Raw genomic sequence first — 16,083 nt, 5'->3', positions numbered from 1 at the left:
GTTTAAATTTTGTTTACTTGCTCAAGGCCATCATCACTGCCCCAAGCAAATTCTGCGCTTTGCTTAAAGACCAATTTATTGACTAACAGTGCCATCGAAACACAAGACACTAAAGTCACAAACATTAAGTGAATATAATGTAAGCCAAATGGTGCGTGGATAGGCGAGAAGTCGAATGACAAAAAGCCATATAAAAACACACCAAAAATAACAGCAACAATACCCGCATTCGCGTGTACGTTTCTAAACACTAAACCGACTATAAAAATGGATAGTATCGGCATACTGAATAGACCCCATAGTTGCTGCAACAAATTAATAATGCTGTCTGCTTGGGCATAAACAGGTACCAACAATAAAGAGATGACGGTTAACGCTGCCGTGATCCAAGCACTTAACCTTGGTACATTTGAAGTATGTCCCACATAGGGTTCATGAATATCACAGACGTATAATGTCGTGGCTGAGTTCAGGTTACTGTTAAAGGTCGATAATACAGCAGCGGCCATTGCGGCAGCAAAAATGCCAGATAACCAAGAGGGTAGTAAGTCGCCCACTATTCGTCCATAGGCTGCATCACCAATATCACCATAAAGTTGAAAGGATACAATGCCGGGAATAACCACAATAGCAGGTACAATTAACAGACGAATACCCACTGCGGCATACACGCCTTTCTGTGCTTCTTTTAAGTTTGGAGCAGCCATAGCACGCTGAGTAATAACCTGATTAGTCCCCCAATAAAACATTTGAATAAATATCATACCGGTCAATAAGGTAGGCCAAGGAATGGGTGACTCATTATCGCCAATCAAGGTCATTCTATCTGCTGGGATAGCAGAGAAATCATAATCGATTGCATTAAGCGCTAGAAACACCACCACAATTGCCATGGTTAAAAGCAACACACCAGAGTAAGTGTCCGATACAGCAACTGCGCGTAATCCACCAAAAATAGCATACATGGCGCCAAGCACGGCAAATGCGGTTGCTATGTACATTAGCGGAATGTCGACATTGAACATAGTCTGCATAAATAAAGAGCCGGAATAAATAACTGCAGGACAAAATACCAAGGCACTGCTTAAGAAAAACAATACCCCAATCACCGCGCGTATATGTTTATTTTGATAACGTTTTTCCAATAACTCTGTAGTGGTCGTGCACTGAAATTTGTAATAAACCGGTAAGAAGACTTTGGCCAATATAATTAAGCCAACTAAGGCGGCAAACTCCCACCACGCTAACAGTGCCATTTGAGTGCCGTTAGTGCCCACTAATTGGTCGGTACTTAAGTTAGTTAAGGTGATAGAGCCCGCAATGAAGTACCACTTTAAATTACCACCAGCGAGAAATAATTCTTTGTTTTGCTGGCTTTCACTGGCGTTCTGTAAACGCCCTTTACCACGGCATTGTAAGTAAGTTAACAAGCCAATTAGGGCAGTTACAATGGCGAAAATAGATACTTGGAGCATATTCTCTGACATCTTTTATTCCTCTGCGTTAACGCGCATTTGTACGCCAAGAATTTTATTCTCTGAACGATAATTATGTTGTTTGATAAGTCGATTAACTTGAATTAATGATGACAATATTGCATGAATGGGTAATAAGAAATTTTTCTTATTGAGATCCAAAATATCAGCTTCGGGTAACTGACGTAGGGCCTCTTCATCAATGGTATAAATACCTTTGACTTGCGTTTTTTTACCATCGCTAAACTCCATCATTAGCTCAATTTCTTTGAGTAAATTAAGTTTGAGTAATTGTTGAGTAAATTGGTGGGTTAACTGCTCTTGTTGATAATATTCGGCCATTTTTTGTTGGATCTGCAGCAAAAACTGACTGGGCTCACCATTTTGATAAAGCGCCTCTCCCTCAGATTGACTGAGATAGTCGCTTTGTTCATCAATGTAAATTGTTAAGGTTTTTTCTTGCACCGGATCAGGGCCAAATTCAAAGGGCTTACGCAAAAAAGCTGATGGTACATGCACAGCTAACCATTCTTGCTCAGTAAAAAATGGATTAGCACCTGCGACCAAACTTAGCATAGCGACGGCCCGAAATTGCCCCTGTGTGGGTTCTTTCATATACACAACGGGAAAACTACTCGCAGCAGCGCCGAACTCATGCACCACTAATGAAGCGTGATGTTGATGCTCTGAAAACGCAAAATTACTGTGTGGTTTTATTTTTATATCCTGGTGTTGAGCAGGATCAAGTAGTACATAGTTAGACATTATTATCTCTCGTCAGAGGGTATTAAAGTTTCGAAAAACCTAAGGTATTTACTTTATTGATAAGTTCTCTGTGTGTTGGCAAGGTATATTTCAATTGCTCGATGCGTTTTTGCGTCAATAAGCTTTGCTTTTTGGCCAACTCACCTTGCTGGTACAGATGTTTCATCTGACTAAAGTCAGACTTAAAACCCACCCCATAAAGAATATATTGATAACTCGCTGCACTAAAGGCTTCTACACTATCAGTAAAGTCATATTCATTGGGTGAGCGGTAACGCCATAATGTGAGCAGTTCTTGTAGTGACTCAGGCACGCTCGCGGTTTGGCGGTGCTGTTGCCAAAACGGCTCGGTGCGCTCGCTTAAGACATAGTGTAGTTTTAGAAAATCAATCACACCCCGCCATTTTTTTAACATCATGGTATTAAAACGCTTTGCGGCTAAAGGCATAAGCTCTGTGTCTGCTGGCAGTTGATCTGCAATAAAATTTGCCGATGTTTCTATCAACATTAAAGCGGATGCCTCAAGGGGCTCTAAAAAGCCGGCGGCTAAGCCCACTGCAACGCAATTATTTTTCCAGAATACCTCGCGGTGCCCAGGTTTGAAGTTTATCTTCTTTGCATTCTCTACTGTTTCACAGCCAATGTACTGAGCAAGCGTTCGTCGAGCTTCTTCTTCAGAGCAATGCTGGCTTGAATACACATAGCCTACTCCACGGCGCTGCTGTAAACCGATATCCCAGATCCAGCCCGCTGTTTGGGCAGTTGCGATAGTATGACAAGCAATAGGATCATCAGCCTGGGTATAAGGCACTTGAGTAGCTAATGCGGTATCAGCTAAAAAAACATGGTCACAAGGAACAAAAGGCACGTTCAAGGTATCTGCTAATAACAAGCTGCGCATACCTGAACAATCGACAAACAAATCGGCTTGTTGCTCTCCGTGTTGTTTGGTCTGTAAGGCCGTAATATCACCTTGTTCGTTTTGTTTGACCTGCTCAACCGTATCGCAAATATGCTCAACGCCAAGTTGATTGACACAGTGTTCACGTAAGAGGGTGATAAATTTAGCCGCGTCTAAGTGATAGCCATAATTGGCAATGACTTCGAATTCTTTGTTGGCTATGGTTTTAGGCGCAAGGCCATGCTCACACAGGTAGTGTTGAAAACTAACTGCAGCAGAAAATGAACCAGCTGACTCAACAGATGATTGCCAATAAGGGGCGGGATCAATTCTGTTAAAACCCTGAGGCTCGGTAAAAGGATGATAATACACATCGTTTTGTGCTTTTATCCAATTAACAAATTTACTTGCTTGCTTAAACGTTGCACCACATTCACGTATAAAGTGCGTCTCTGAAATGCCAAGCTGAGCTAAAGTCTTGCGCATAGTGGGCCAAGTGCCTTCACCCACTCCCACAACAGATATATCAGGCGACTCAATTAGGCTTATCTGAATGCCTTGGTTTATTGAATTACCCATGTGTTTTTTTGCAAGAATACCGGCGGTTATCCAGCCTGCCGTACCCCCGCCAAGAACAATAATTCGTTTAATAACTCCAGACAACGTTTTTACCTTTAAAATGCTTGCTAAACTTTCAGCAAAAAAGGGGATTAAATCCCCTTTTTTAACTTACTAACATAACTTAACTAGAACGAACCTCTAACACCTACTGCGTAGCGTGCACCTGAACGAACTTGTTCAGTAAAGTGACTCGCTAAACGACCGTGTTTAGACGTGTATTCATCAGTAACATTGATACCTTCAAACACAAGAGTAAAGTTTTCATTAATATCGTAACTAGCACTTACATCCCACTGTCCGTATGTATCAACAAATTCAGGCTCGGCTGTATCACCATTACGTAAAGTCTGTAAAAAAGATTCACGATTATTAAAGGCAACACGTGCTTGGAAACCGTCTTTTTCATAGAAGCCAATCAAGTTTTGTGAATCACCTAAACCTTCTAATTGGAAGTCGTCTTCACTGGTACTGTTAACAATAGTGGCGTTTGCTTGGAAACCAAAACCACTTTCCCAAGTATGTGTCCAAGCCATTTCTAAGCCTTGAACTTGCGCTGCTGCACCATTACGTGGACGGTTAACTTCAAAGTCATAACTACCACTAGCTAGAGAGAAAGTCTCCGTTGCAGGTGTTGATGTAATAAAACCGACAACATCTTTACTGAAAAGACCAATCGAAACGGCGCTCGCATCAGCATAATACCATTCGTATGAAACATCCCAGTTAGTTGACAAGAAAGGCGTCAAGTAAGGGTTACCACCGCTTGCTAATAACAAATCAGGGCGTGTTGAACCAATATTGGTTACTGGACGCATGTCTGACATGGTAGGGCGAGTTAAGGTTTCTGAGTAACCAAAACGTAACAACATATCTTCTTCAATTTCAAACTTAACGTTTAAGCTGGGTAATAAGTTGCTATAAGTATTTTCTAATGAAATTGGCACAGATACACGTTGACCATTGGCGTCTACCTGATAGGTTTGGTCAAGTATGGTACCGTCTAATGGATTCTGTGAAATATCTAATAATGTTGCTTGATTACCTGATGCTGTAGTAGTGGTTTCGCTGTAACGGAAGCCTACATTAACAGTCCATGGCATGTCACCTAAATCACCTTGGAAAACAAAATCAGCATAGGCTGACAAAATTTCTTCGTCAATTTCAAAGCTCGTACCCAGTTCGACAGGAGTGTAACCATTTAGGGCAGCAAAGGCCGCAATATTAGTCGCGCCATCTTCACCACGATTGATAGACTGGCCAGCAATAGCGCCATCAGTTTCTAAAAACGCTAGATAATCATCAACGTTATAACCATAAAACGAAGATGGGATACCATCAAACCAGCCGTTTGGTGATACTAAATACGCTAGGTCGTCAGGAACATCAAAGCCGTAACCACAGTAGAAACAGTTAGGTAAGCTAGGTGATTGGAAAACTTTGGCAGACTTAGTTCTATCCTGAGTATACAAACCGTAACGCAATTGGGTAAATGTTTCGCTATCAGGCGTATAAGTAAAATCAGCACGCATTTCAGTGATGTCATCTTTACGCTCATCGCCGCCACGTTCTACATAGTGGGCGCGTAATTTACTGGCATCAGCTTCAGTGAAAGGACCATTGATACCGTCAGATGAGAACGAAGGCAAGTCGCCACCGCCAGTGAAGTCGTAAGTATAACCGTTAGCATATCCCATAACCGTAAATACACGACTTTGATCACCACTTAAATCTTCAGCAGAAGAAGTTGAGATATCGATATTGACATTCAACTGCTCGTTTAGGTCCCAATCTGCATTAAAACCAAAACCTTGAATCTTGACGTTACGATCTAAACCTTGTTGCACAAAGTCAGTTGCACCAGAACCGCCGCCCATAGGATCATTGAAGGCATTATGTGACCATTTAGTCACGGTTTCTGTAGCGGCATCGACTTCAAAATCACGGAAGTTGCCAGGAGTAAACCAGTTAGCGTAGTTACTTACTTGTGAATCAACCTTAAATTTAGAATACAGACCATCAAAGGTTACGGTTAAATCATCACTCGCAGCATACTGCACCACTAAGGTACCGCTGGTACGAGTTCTATCTTCTTCGTTAGAAGTCAAATCTAAGTTACGAGGCACCCACACGTTAAACGCTTCTTTACCGGCGCCTGTTGCAGCGTCAAAGTCATTGGTTTGAATACGGTCAACGCGATAAAAACCGCGGGTATCCGCTTGGTTAATTTGGGCATCACGCTTTTGCACTGACAAAGACGCTAACACGCCTAACTTGTCATCCATAAAGGTATTGCTAACTAAGCCTGAGAATGCTGGAGTGGTGCTTTCTGACAAACTGTCATAGGTGGCTTTTACACTACCTACCGCTTTGAAGCCGTCTAGGTCAAAAGGTTTAGCTGTTTTTAAATTGATATATGAGCCGATGCCACCTTCTTGGTTAGCGGCATTAGCCGTTTTATAAATGTCTGCACCAGCAATTAGTTCAGACGCTAAAGTATCAAAACTGAATTCACGGCCCGCTCTTTCAGAGGCCATTTGACGACCATTGACGGTGACTAGGTTGAACTGTGGTCCAAAACCACGTACCGAGATTAGCTGGCCTTCGCCGCCACTACGGTCAATTGAAACACCAGTAATACGCTGCAACGATTCAGCAACGTTTTGATCAGGAAACTTGCCCAAATCTTCTGCTGCAATACCGTCTGATACAATTAACGCTTCTTTTTTGTCAGAAAAAGAACGTTTAAGGCTACTAATTAAACCACGAACTTCTATTACCTCAACATCATCAGCAACAGGCTCAGGTGTTTCTTGTGCCAAGGTCGCTCCTGAATACAAAGCAGTTGCTACTGCCATGCCAAGAAGAGAACGTTTAGCAAAGCTTTCTATTTGTTTTGTTTTGTGTGTCATGTGTTTTCTCGTCGGTTGTAAAAATTAACGCGTGATAAATTTTCGATATTTATACACTAATATTCATTTTTGCTCAATAACAATAACAAATGATTTACAAAAAATTACTTGCATGACCACCAAATAAAAACATAAGTAATTGTTTTTATTGAAAAAATCATATTAACAAGCAGTTAACCAATGATATTCATTTGCATTCGTTTATTTTCGTTTAAATAACAAACTTCCATTTATAATATTATTAGGATTATTATGATTAATCAACACTTTAGTCTATATTGTGGTCGCTAACTAGTGCTGATCATCTTTACGCTTAACTTGCAATTGCGCCTTTGGTTGGTCACTGTCCAGCACAATAATTTTTTAATACTTTTACTCTAGGTCAAAATTTAGGACTTGAGTGAAAAATGACTAAAATGGCATAAATTAAATGCTACCCCAGACATTAAAGTGTGCAGGAAAGCGCAATGAATGGATTTGATTCGTAGTTAGAATATGAAAGAAAATAATTTGATGATTTTCGTAAATGAAAATATGATGATCAACTCTCTCCATTTAACGACTTAATATTGTACACTCTTGTAAAATGTAATAAGGGAATTCTGTAAATGAACCAGACTCGTCGCAATGAATTAATTGTTAGTTTAATTAAACAACGTGGTTTCATGTCGATTGATGATTTGGTTAGTGAGTGTGATGTTACCCCACAAACCATTAGACGAGATCTAAATCAATTAGCTGAAGCGGGTTTAATAAGTCGATATCACGGTGGTGCGGGCATTAATGCCAGTTGGGAAAACACCCCTTACCAAGACAGAAAAACCTTTAATAAAAGCGTAAAAGAACGTATTGCTGAAGCGATCGCCAATATGATCCCAGACGGTGCATCTTTGTTTATCAACATTGGTACAACTACCGAGTTAGTTGCCTCTAAATTACTTAATCATCGCAACCTCCATGTCGTCACCAATAATATCCATGTGGCCACTATCCTGTCAGCTAAAGAGGATTTTAGTGTAATTATTGCTGCTGGAGAAGTGAGGTATCGGGACGGAGGTATCATTGGTGAGGCCACTTGTGACTTCATCAGTCAGTTTCAAATGGACTACGGCATCATTGGTATCAGTGGCATTAGTGCAGATGGAGCTTTACTCGACTTTGACTTCAGAGAGGTAAAGGTCTCCCAAGCGATTTTAAAGAATTCGCGCAATGTTATTTTGGCTGCGGATGCCAGTAAATTTGAACGCTGTGCCATGGTCAAACAAGGGCATATTTCTCAAGTTAATTACTTAGTCTGTGATGAGTTGCCACCCACCGAAATTCAAGAAATTATCAAACAAAATGGCATTACCTTCATCAAGGCCTGATTGTTCGATAATTTTCGTTATTGTTGACATGCTTTCTTTTTAGTTATCAAATGCGCAACATTCCTGCAGCATAATGTTTCAACGTTCTTTTATGATGGCGAATACGAATTTCTGTATTTTGAATCAAAATAATTTTTTGGGGCGACTATGCTGAATATGCATATTAATGAATTCACACAATCAGCCCACTCATCAAGTCAGGTTTAACCATTATGTCTTTACCCGTTCAAACCCTATTAGTATTAAATGGCAGTAAATCCAGCGTCGTCATTGACTGTTACTCAAACATCCCACAAGTTGTTTACTGGCGTAAAAAACTCACTCAAAACATATCAGCAAAAATGTTGAGTCTGTTGAGACAAAGACAGGAGGCCCCTGCTTCACCAATGAAGGAAGTTGCTTTATCCTTAACACCCACTGCAGGCCAAGGCTTTACCGGACATCCCGGATTAAGCTTATCGGGTGATGGCGATCAATGGTCTGTCGCAGCTAAAATTAAAAAGATAGTGCAACACAGTGAACATCATTACAGCATTTTCAGCCTCGATGTAGACCGTCAAATCGAGATTGAAGCCAGTGTTGCTATAGACCCGAACACCGATGTATTGAGCATAAGTTCAAAGGTGTCAAACTTGCACAGCAGCCCCATCACCATTAATCATTGCGCCGCGGCAACACTTCCCATTACCAGTCAATTTCAACACATCATTGGTTTTGACGGACACTGGGCTGGCGAATTTCACACTCATGAACAAAGCTTGCATTTTGGCTCTTATGTAAGAGAAAACCGCCGAGGGCGTACCTCACATGATGCGTTTCCGGGTTTAATTATGCGCAGTAAAGCCACCACCGAATTGGTCGGCGAAGCCTTTGGTTTTCACCTAGGCTGGAGTGGCAATCATAAAATTCTGGCCGAAAAAATGGCTGATGGACGAGCTTATGTGCAACTAGGCGAGTTGCTGTTACCCGGTGAGATACAGCTGGCTCATGGCGAAAGTTACACTAGCCCAGTGCTGTATGCCTGTTACTCAGACCAAGGTTTATCTGGTTTATCACAACAATATCATCGTTATGTCCGCCAGCATTTGATTCGCCCAGAAGTAAAAAATAAAGCTCGCCCCGTGCACTACAACACATGGGAAGGTATATATTTTAAACATGATATGGATACCTTAAAAGACCTAGCTGAACGAGCAGGAAAATTAGGTGCCGAACGTTTTGTATTAGATGATGGCTGGTTTATCGGCAGAAATGATGACACTGCAGCACTGGGTGATTGGTATGTTGATCAGGCATTTTATCCAGATGGACTTGGCCCACTTATCGACCATGTTAAAGCGCAAGGCCTTGAATTTGGTTTGTGGTTTGAACCAGAGATGGTTAATCCTGACAGCAATTTATTTCGCACCCATCCTGAATGGGTACTAAGCTGTGCTGGCAATGAACAACTAGGCTTTCGCCATCAATTAGTGCTCGATCTGACTCGCCCTGAAGTATTCGATTATTTATACGAACGCTTAGATAGTCTATTAAGTGAATATGACATTAGTTATATAAAATGGGACATGAACCGCGATATTAATCATGCGGGTGATGCTGCTGGCAAACCGGCTATTCATCGTCAAACCTTAGCTTTTTATCATTTAGTTGCCGCTTTAAAAGCAAAACACCCTAGTGTAGAAATTGAAAGTTGTGCTTCAGGCGGCGGGCGCGCGGACTTTGGCGTATTAGCCCATACTGACCGTATTTGGACTTCCGATTCAAATGATGCGTTAGAGCGTTTAAAAATCCAAAAAGGTTTCTCTTATTTTTTCCCGGCCGAATTAATGGGTTCACATGTCGGTCCGCGGGATTGTCATATCACTCATCGCCATATCAGTATGGAAATGCGGGCCTCTGTGACATTATTTGGGCACATGGGTATGGAGATGGACTTAAGAGAACTGAGCGACAGTGAAAAGATTGAATTAACCGCAATGACGACGCTCTACAAACAGCATCGCGACTTGGTCCACACGGGTGATCTATTCAGATTAGAACTGCCGGCTTATATGCATGGTTTGGGCATCGTCGCTGCAGATAAATCACAGGGTTTATTTTCGTATAGCTTGCTAGAATGTCCTTCTTACGCCTTACCCGAACAATACTTGTTTGCTGGTTTACGTGCAGACAACCACTATAAACTGGACGTCATTTGGCCGATTAAGTTGGGCGGAAATTGGCCTAAGTCGGCACTATTTAATTTTAAAACCAACCTACCCGATATTGACGGACAAGTATTCAGTGGTGAATTACTGATGCAACTTGGTTTACAACTGCCCCTGCTCACCCCACAAAGTAGTTTAATCTTTCAACTGACGGCGATGTAACTCCCCCTTTAAAAGATAATAATGTGAAGTAAAAACCCGATTTATCGGGTTTTTGTCTTTTTGTTTGGGCAATATTTACGCAAACAAAGTGGGTAAATAAAGACAAAATAATCACCGCTCTGTTAGAGTAAGAGAACCAAAAAATGCAGCGCACAATAAGCCGCAACCTATAAAACAAGGAAATATGACATGTTCAAAGCTTCGTATTTGTATTTAGCAATGGCCAGCGCATTGTTATGTTCATCAGCCATTGCAGATACCGCTTATGTGGCATCTGAAAAAGCTAAAAAATTAACTTACGACAATATTTTAATCGACACCCATATCGACGTCCCCTATCGCTTAAATAAGCAATGGGAAGATGTGACGCAAGCAACCGAGAATGGCGACTTTGATTATCCTCGCGCTAAGCAAGGTGGCTTAAATGCCCCCTTTATGTCGATTTACGTGCCAGCCAGTTTAGACAACTCAGCTGAATCAACCGCTTTAGCCGACAAACTTATCGACTTTGTAGAAGCCATCGTTGGTCGTGCACCAGACAAGTTCGCTATTGCAAAATCTACCACAGATGTAGAACAACAATTTAAACAAGGTTTGATTTCATTACCTATGGGCATGGAAAATGGCTCGCCCATACAGGGTAGCCTCGAAAACCTCAAACATTTTTACGAACGGGGAATTCGCTATATCACCCTAGCCCACTCACAAAGCAATCATATCTCAGACTCTTCTTACGATATTCGCCGTCAATGGAAAGGTTTAAGCCCCTTTGGTAAAGAATTAGTGGTGGAAATGAACAAAATCGGCATCTTAGTGGATATTTCCCATGTTTCTGATGATGCTTTTTATCAGGCTGTCGAAATCTCCAAGGTACCGCTTATTGCTTCTCACTCATCGCTACGTGCCTTTACACCGGGTTTTGAGCGCAATATGGATGACGATATGATAAAAGCCTTGGGTAAAAATGGAGGCGTTATTCAAATAAACTTCGGCTCCACTTTTGTCAGTAAAATAGCCCGTACTTGGAGCGATGCTTTTAGTAAAAAACGCAAAGAAGTTGAAGAAAAAGAAGGCAAAGACAGCAAGGAAACTGAGAAGTTTTCAAAATCTTATACTGAAAAAAATCCCTTGCCTTATGCCACATTAGAAACCGTATTGGATCATATTGATCATGTGGTCAAACTCATTGGTATCGACCATGTGGGTATTGGCTCAGATTATGATGGTGTTGGTGATACCTTGCCCATTGGCTTAAAAGACGTGTCTACTTATCCTAACTTGGTACAAGGTTTATTAGACCGCGGTTATAGTGAGCAAGATATTGTTAAAATTTTGAGTGGTAACTTGTTACGAGTATGGCGTGCTACTGAAGAGTATGCCGCTGCACATTAAACATTCATAAAAGTGGTAGCAGTAAAAAAGGGGCTTATGTCACAACATAAGCCCCTTTTTTAGTTATTTGAATAGTGATTCAATGCTTGAAAGAAGCTACTCAAGATCACCCCTTTTATAGGGCACTTCCTCTTCTAACTTCTCTAGTCTTTGACTTAACTCGTTAGGAGAGCGGGTGTTTCTGGCTAACCAATAGTAAGCCGTAGGCACGATATATAAGGTCATAAACGCTGACAACAGTACGCCAGCAAAAATCACCATACCAATTACTGTGCGACTCTCTGCCCCCGCACCCGTGGCAAAGACTAACGGCAACGCACTGAATACCGTGGTAAAACCGGTCATCACAATCGGTCGCAGGCGTTGGGTTGCTGCACGGCGCAGCGCGTCTTCAAATTCGTAACCAGCGTCACGTAATTGGTTAGCAAACTCGACGATTAATATGCCGTTTTTGGCCGCTAAGCCAATTAACATCACCAGTCCTATTTGGCTATAAATATTCATGGTCATGCCCGCAAAATACAAACCAATTAAAGCGCCTACCAAAGCCATAGGTACAGTGAGCATGATCACCAAAGGATGGATCCAACTTTCAAATTGGGCGGCTAGTACTAAGTAGGTAATAGCCAATGCTAAGGCAAAAATAAATAGTATTGAATTGCCCGATTCTTGATAAAGCTGGGACTCACCTTTGTAATCAATCGAGACTTCACTGGGAAGTTCTGTATTCACGATATTTCGTAAATATTCGAGCGCTTCACCGACGGTATATCCATCGGCTAAGTTGGCACTAATAGTAATACTGCGCATTCGATTGTAGCGATTTAAAGTCGAGGACGTCGCACGCTCTTCAACACTAACTAAGTTATCCAAGGGAATAAGTCTATTGGTTGTAGACGAACGTACATAGATATTTTCGATACTTTGTGGGCTGCGGTAGTCTTCTTCCCAGCCTTCCATAATAACGTAATATTCCTGACCTCTATCTAAAAAGGTCGATACCCTTCTTTGCCCTAACATCGTTTCCAAGGTACGACCAATATCACTAAATGACACGCCTAAATCCGCAGCGCGGTCTTTATCTATATTGACTAACAGTTGTGGCCAGGTTTCTTTGTAGTCTGAATCCATCCTGACTAGTTTGGTATTTTCTCGCGCCCTATCGATAACGATGTCGCGCCACGCGACTAAGTCTTCGTATGTATTACCTTGTAATACAAATTGCACTGGTCGTCCTAATCCGCCACCAGCTATACCACTGCGCATAATCGCAAAAGCTTGAATGTCAGGGATCTCAGAAATCTCTGCACTTACCTTGTCCATAATGTCAAAGGTTGAGGTCGAGTCTTCACCATGCATCGGCATGCCGACAATCCCAATCCCTGCAGACCCACCAAAACCAGGCGTTCTAACTAATACTCTCTCTACTTCACCAGCATCTAGATACTTCAGTAAAATAGTTTCTAACTTTTTAACATTGGCAGAATTTGACTCAAAACTAGCGCCTTCAGCGCTTTGTACTTGAATAAAAAAGTTTCTTCTATCCTCTTTAGGCACCAATTCACTAGGGATCAAATTAGCCAGTTGAAATAAAGCAGCAATGCTGGTCACAACTAAGATCAACATCCATCCTGTTTGGTGAATACTGGTATTCAAGCTATTAAAATAACTCAGTTCTATTTTTTTGAATTTTTGATTAACCCAATGCGCAAAACCTGAGGTTTTAGTGCGCTTTTTCAACAAAGAGGAACACATCATCGGGGAAAGGGTCAGCGCCGTGACACTTGAAAAAGCCACCGCTGCCGCTATAGCCAGAGCAAATTCGGTAAATAGTCGTCCAATATTACCTTCTAAAAAAACCAAAGGGACAAAAACTGAAATTAATACTAGGGTGGTCGCTATAACTGCAAAACCTACTTCTCGCGCCCCTCGATAAGCAGCAAGTAGAGGCGGCTCGCCCATCTCTATGCGCCGAGTGATATTTTCAAGTACCACAATAGCATCATCTACTACCAAGCCTATCGCCAGTACCAAAGCTAACAAGGTCAGTAAGTTGATTGAGAAACCTAAAGCATACATGACGATAAAGGCTGCGACTAAAGACACAGGTACGGTAACCGCTGGGATTAAGGTTGCGCGAATATTGCCCAAGAAAACATAAATAACCAGTACCACCATCAATACCGCGATGGCTAATGTTTCGTAAACCTCGTTAATCGACGCTTCAATAAATACTGATGAGTCATAACTGGGTACAATAAAAATGTTATCGGGTAAGGTAGCTTCAATTTCTTGTATGGCTTTTTTAGCAGCGCGAGCCACTTCAAGTGTATTGGCCTTTGACTGTTTAGAAATACCTAAACCAATCATATTCACGCCGCCACCACGAAATTCAGCTTCGTCATCTTCAGCGCCCAACTCTACTTTGGCAATTTCACCCAATTTGACTAGGTAGCCATCGGCATTGGCTTTAATGGTTAAATTAGCAAAATCTTCTGGTGTCAAAAAACTGCGTGCCACCCTGACTTCAAAATCTCGACTTATTGATTCTACTTCACCGGCGGGTAATTCAACATTTTCTGAACGAATGACGTTTTCAACATCGCTAACGGTAATCTGTCGAGCGGCCATGGCATTGCGATCTAACCATACTTTTATTGCGTAGCTGCGTCCGCCGCCCAATCTAATATTAGCCACGCCTTCAGCCACCGATAAACGGTCAACAATATATCGGTCAGCATAATCAGTTAGTTCAAGAACCGATAGACTGTCACTGCGCAAGTTGTACCAAACAATCACGTCTTCATCTGAGCCGGCCTTAGAGACTTCCGGCGGTTCAGCTTGGTCTGGTAGATTATTTAAAGCCCGACTGACACGTTCGCGCACATCATTTGAGGCCGCATCAATATCACGGGATAAATTAAATTCAATAGTAATAGACGAGCGGCCGTTGCGACTGCTCGATGAAATGTTTTTGATGCCTTCAATGCCGCTAATACGATCTTCTAATAATTGAGTAATACGGGTTTCAATAATAGAGGCAGAAGCACCGGGGTAATTGGTATTGATCGACACTATAGGCGGGTCAATATCAGGATATTCGCGCAGCGAAAGTAAGGTAATAGAAACAATACCAAATACAATCAGCAGTAGGTTTACTACAGAGGCAAAGACCGGACGTTTTACCGAGAGATCTGAAAGTAACATCGTTTACCCCTTGGTATTTTCAGTGCTTAGTACACGAATTTTTGAGCCATCTCGCAAGCGTAATGTTCCTTCAACCACCACATTATCGCCCTCACTTAAGCCCGAAATGATTTGTACCAAGCCAGGTTTACGTTTGCCTACTACCACTTCTTGTCGAATCACGGCACCGTCAACCACAACAAAAACAAACTGTTTGTCTTCTACCGGTACCAAAGATTGCTCGGGCAATACTAAGGTTTGCAAAACCGTCTTTTGCAACTCGATTTGCATCAACATACCGGGACGTAATTTGAGTTGTTGGTTATTAATGCTAGCGCGGATCGGAATTGAGCGCGTTATAGGATCTACTCTTGAAGCAATACTGGTAATTTCTCCCTCAAAAACTTCTCCAGGGTAAGCAACCGACGTCGCCTGTATCAACTGCCCAATGGCAACAGTAGGCAAGTGAGATTCAGAGATACTGAAATCAAGCTTTATTATGGCGATATCATCCAAAGTGGTGACTAAATCACCTGGCTTGAGTAAAGCGCCTAAACTCACTTGGCGCACACCTAATACACCATCAAATGGTGCGCGTATCTCTAATTCATTTAACTGTGCAGTGACAACGTCCATTTGCGCTTTCAATGATTTTACTTTTGCCTGTTGTTCGTCCAGTAATTGTTCTGAGGCAGCGCTTTCCTTAGCAAGATTAGTAATACGATTTAATTGTCGCTTGGCTTCTTGCAAATTAATGTCTAAGTCATTGAGCCGTGCTTTCTCTTCATTGTCATTTAAGGTTAAAAGTAACTGACCGCGCTTAACAATGTCGCCATCATCAAACTCAACACTTTGCACGGTATCAGTGGTTTGCGCCGTTAATGCAATAGACTCATTGGCTTTGGCTGTACCTAAAGCCTCTATGGTAATTGGAAAAGGTTCTGATTTGATCACATGCACAGTTACAGGAGTCAGCACTTGGCTTTTAGTTTGTTGTATTGCTTCTTTTGGAAGATACAAATAAACAATTAACGCAATAAATGCGATAGCTGCGATAATAAGGGGCGAGAACTTTAATCCTTTCAAAATTTTTTACCT

At 41.7% G+C, this 16,083-nt stretch carries 9 protein-coding genes; 3 read left to right on the top strand and 6 right to left on the bottom strand.

The genetic code is table 11. The annotated features are described in order from the left end of the window. Positions 1 to 2 precede the first annotated feature (2 nt). The 4 genes from ABKW31_RS00665 to ABKW31_RS00650 all read right to left on the bottom strand — a co-directional run bounded on the left by ABKW31_RS00665 (position 3) and on the right by ABKW31_RS00650 (position 6,671). Positions 3 to 1,487 carry an SLC5 family protein gene (locus ABKW31_RS00665; protein WP_348614197.1) on the bottom strand — a complete coding sequence of 495 codons (1,485 nt, stop codon included), beginning with the start codon at positions 1,485 to 1,487 and terminating at the stop codon, positions 3 to 5. Between the two features lie 3 nt (positions 1,488 to 1,490). Further along, positions 1,491 to 2,240 (bottom strand): SapC family protein, encoded by a 750-nt coding sequence (locus tag ABKW31_RS00660; RefSeq protein WP_348614196.1) that lies wholly within the window; start codon positions 2,238 to 2,240, stop codon positions 1,491 to 1,493. 22 nt (positions 2,241 to 2,262) lie between these two features. Beyond that, positions 2,263 to 3,804, bottom strand: a complete 1,542-nt coding sequence (locus ABKW31_RS00655; RefSeq protein ID WP_348614195.1) for a tryptophan halogenase family protein — start codon at positions 3,802 to 3,804, stop codon at positions 2,263 to 2,265. Positions 3,805 to 3,887: 83 nt separating this feature from the next. Further along, on the bottom strand, positions 3,888 to 6,671 hold the full coding sequence (locus ABKW31_RS00650) for a TonB-dependent receptor (protein ID WP_348614194.1): 2,784 nt from the start codon (positions 6,669 to 6,671) through the stop codon (positions 3,888 to 3,890). 608 nt (positions 6,672 to 7,279) lie between these two features. Here ABKW31_RS00650 and ABKW31_RS00645 point away from each other — a divergent pair. The 3 genes from ABKW31_RS00645 to ABKW31_RS00635 all read left to right on the top strand — a co-directional run bounded on the left by ABKW31_RS00645 (position 7,280) and on the right by ABKW31_RS00635 (position 11,799). Further along, entirely contained in the window at positions 7,280 to 8,038 is a 759-nt protein-coding gene (locus tag ABKW31_RS00645; protein ID WP_348614192.1) for a DeoR/GlpR family transcriptional regulator, read from the top strand. Positions 8,039 to 8,250: 212 nt separating this feature from the next. Continuing rightward, the gene (locus ABKW31_RS00640; RefSeq protein ID WP_348614191.1) at positions 8,251 to 10,407 is read left to right on the top strand and encodes an alpha-galactosidase; all 2,157 of its coding nucleotides are present in this window, start codon (positions 8,251 to 8,253) and stop codon (positions 10,405 to 10,407) included. Positions 10,408 to 10,626: 219 nt separating this feature from the next. Beyond that, on the top strand, positions 10,627 to 11,799 hold the full coding sequence (locus ABKW31_RS00635; protein ID WP_348615166.1) for a dipeptidase: 1,173 nt from the start codon (positions 10,627 to 10,629) through the stop codon (positions 11,797 to 11,799). Between the two features lie 96 nt (positions 11,800 to 11,895). Here the strand turns inward: ABKW31_RS00635 and ABKW31_RS00630 are convergent, their stop codons facing one another. Both ABKW31_RS00630 and ABKW31_RS00625 read right to left on the bottom strand, forming a co-directional pair. After that, positions 11,896 to 15,006 carry an efflux RND transporter permease subunit gene (locus ABKW31_RS00630; RefSeq protein WP_348614190.1) on the bottom strand — a complete coding sequence of 1,037 codons (3,111 nt, stop codon included), beginning with the start codon at positions 15,004 to 15,006 and terminating at the stop codon, positions 11,896 to 11,898. Positions 15,007 to 15,009: 3 nt separating this feature from the next. After that, positions 15,010 to 16,074, bottom strand: coding sequence for an efflux RND transporter periplasmic adaptor subunit (locus ABKW31_RS00625; protein WP_348615165.1), 1,065 nt, complete (start codon positions 16,072 to 16,074; stop codon positions 15,010 to 15,012). Positions 16,075 to 16,083 lie beyond the last annotated feature (9 nt).

Source organism: Paraglaciecola sp. 25GB23A (genome assembly GCF_040012495.1).
Lineage (GTDB): Bacteria > Pseudomonadota > Gammaproteobacteria > Enterobacterales > Alteromonadaceae > Paraglaciecola.
Note: the sequence above shows the minus strand (reverse complement) of the source record. Positions and strands in the feature narration are given on the sequence as shown.

Coding starts and splice junctions, on each gene's coding strand:
- ABKW31_RS00630 (WP_348614190.1), bottom strand. CDS start 15,006: ATGTTACTTTCAGATCTCTCGGTAAAACGTCCGGTCTTTGCCTCTGTA.
- ABKW31_RS00665 (WP_348614197.1), bottom strand. CDS start 1,487: ATGTCAGAGAATATGCTCCAAGTATCTATTTTCGCCATTGTAACTGCC.
- ABKW31_RS00650 (WP_348614194.1), bottom strand. CDS start 6,671: ATGACACACAAAACAAAACAAATAGAAAGCTTTGCTAAACGTTCTCTT.
- ABKW31_RS00660 (WP_348614196.1), bottom strand. CDS start 2,240: ATGTCTAACTATGTACTACTTGATCCTGCTCAACACCAGGATATAAAA.
- ABKW31_RS00635 (WP_348615166.1), top strand. CDS start 10,627: ATGGCCAGCGCATTGTTATGTTCATCAGCCATTGCAGATACCGCTTAT.
- ABKW31_RS00640 (WP_348614191.1), top strand. CDS start 8,251: ATGTCTTTACCCGTTCAAACCCTATTAGTATTAAATGGCAGTAAATCC.
- ABKW31_RS00645 (WP_348614192.1), top strand. CDS start 7,280: ATGAACCAGACTCGTCGCAATGAATTAATTGTTAGTTTAATTAAACAA.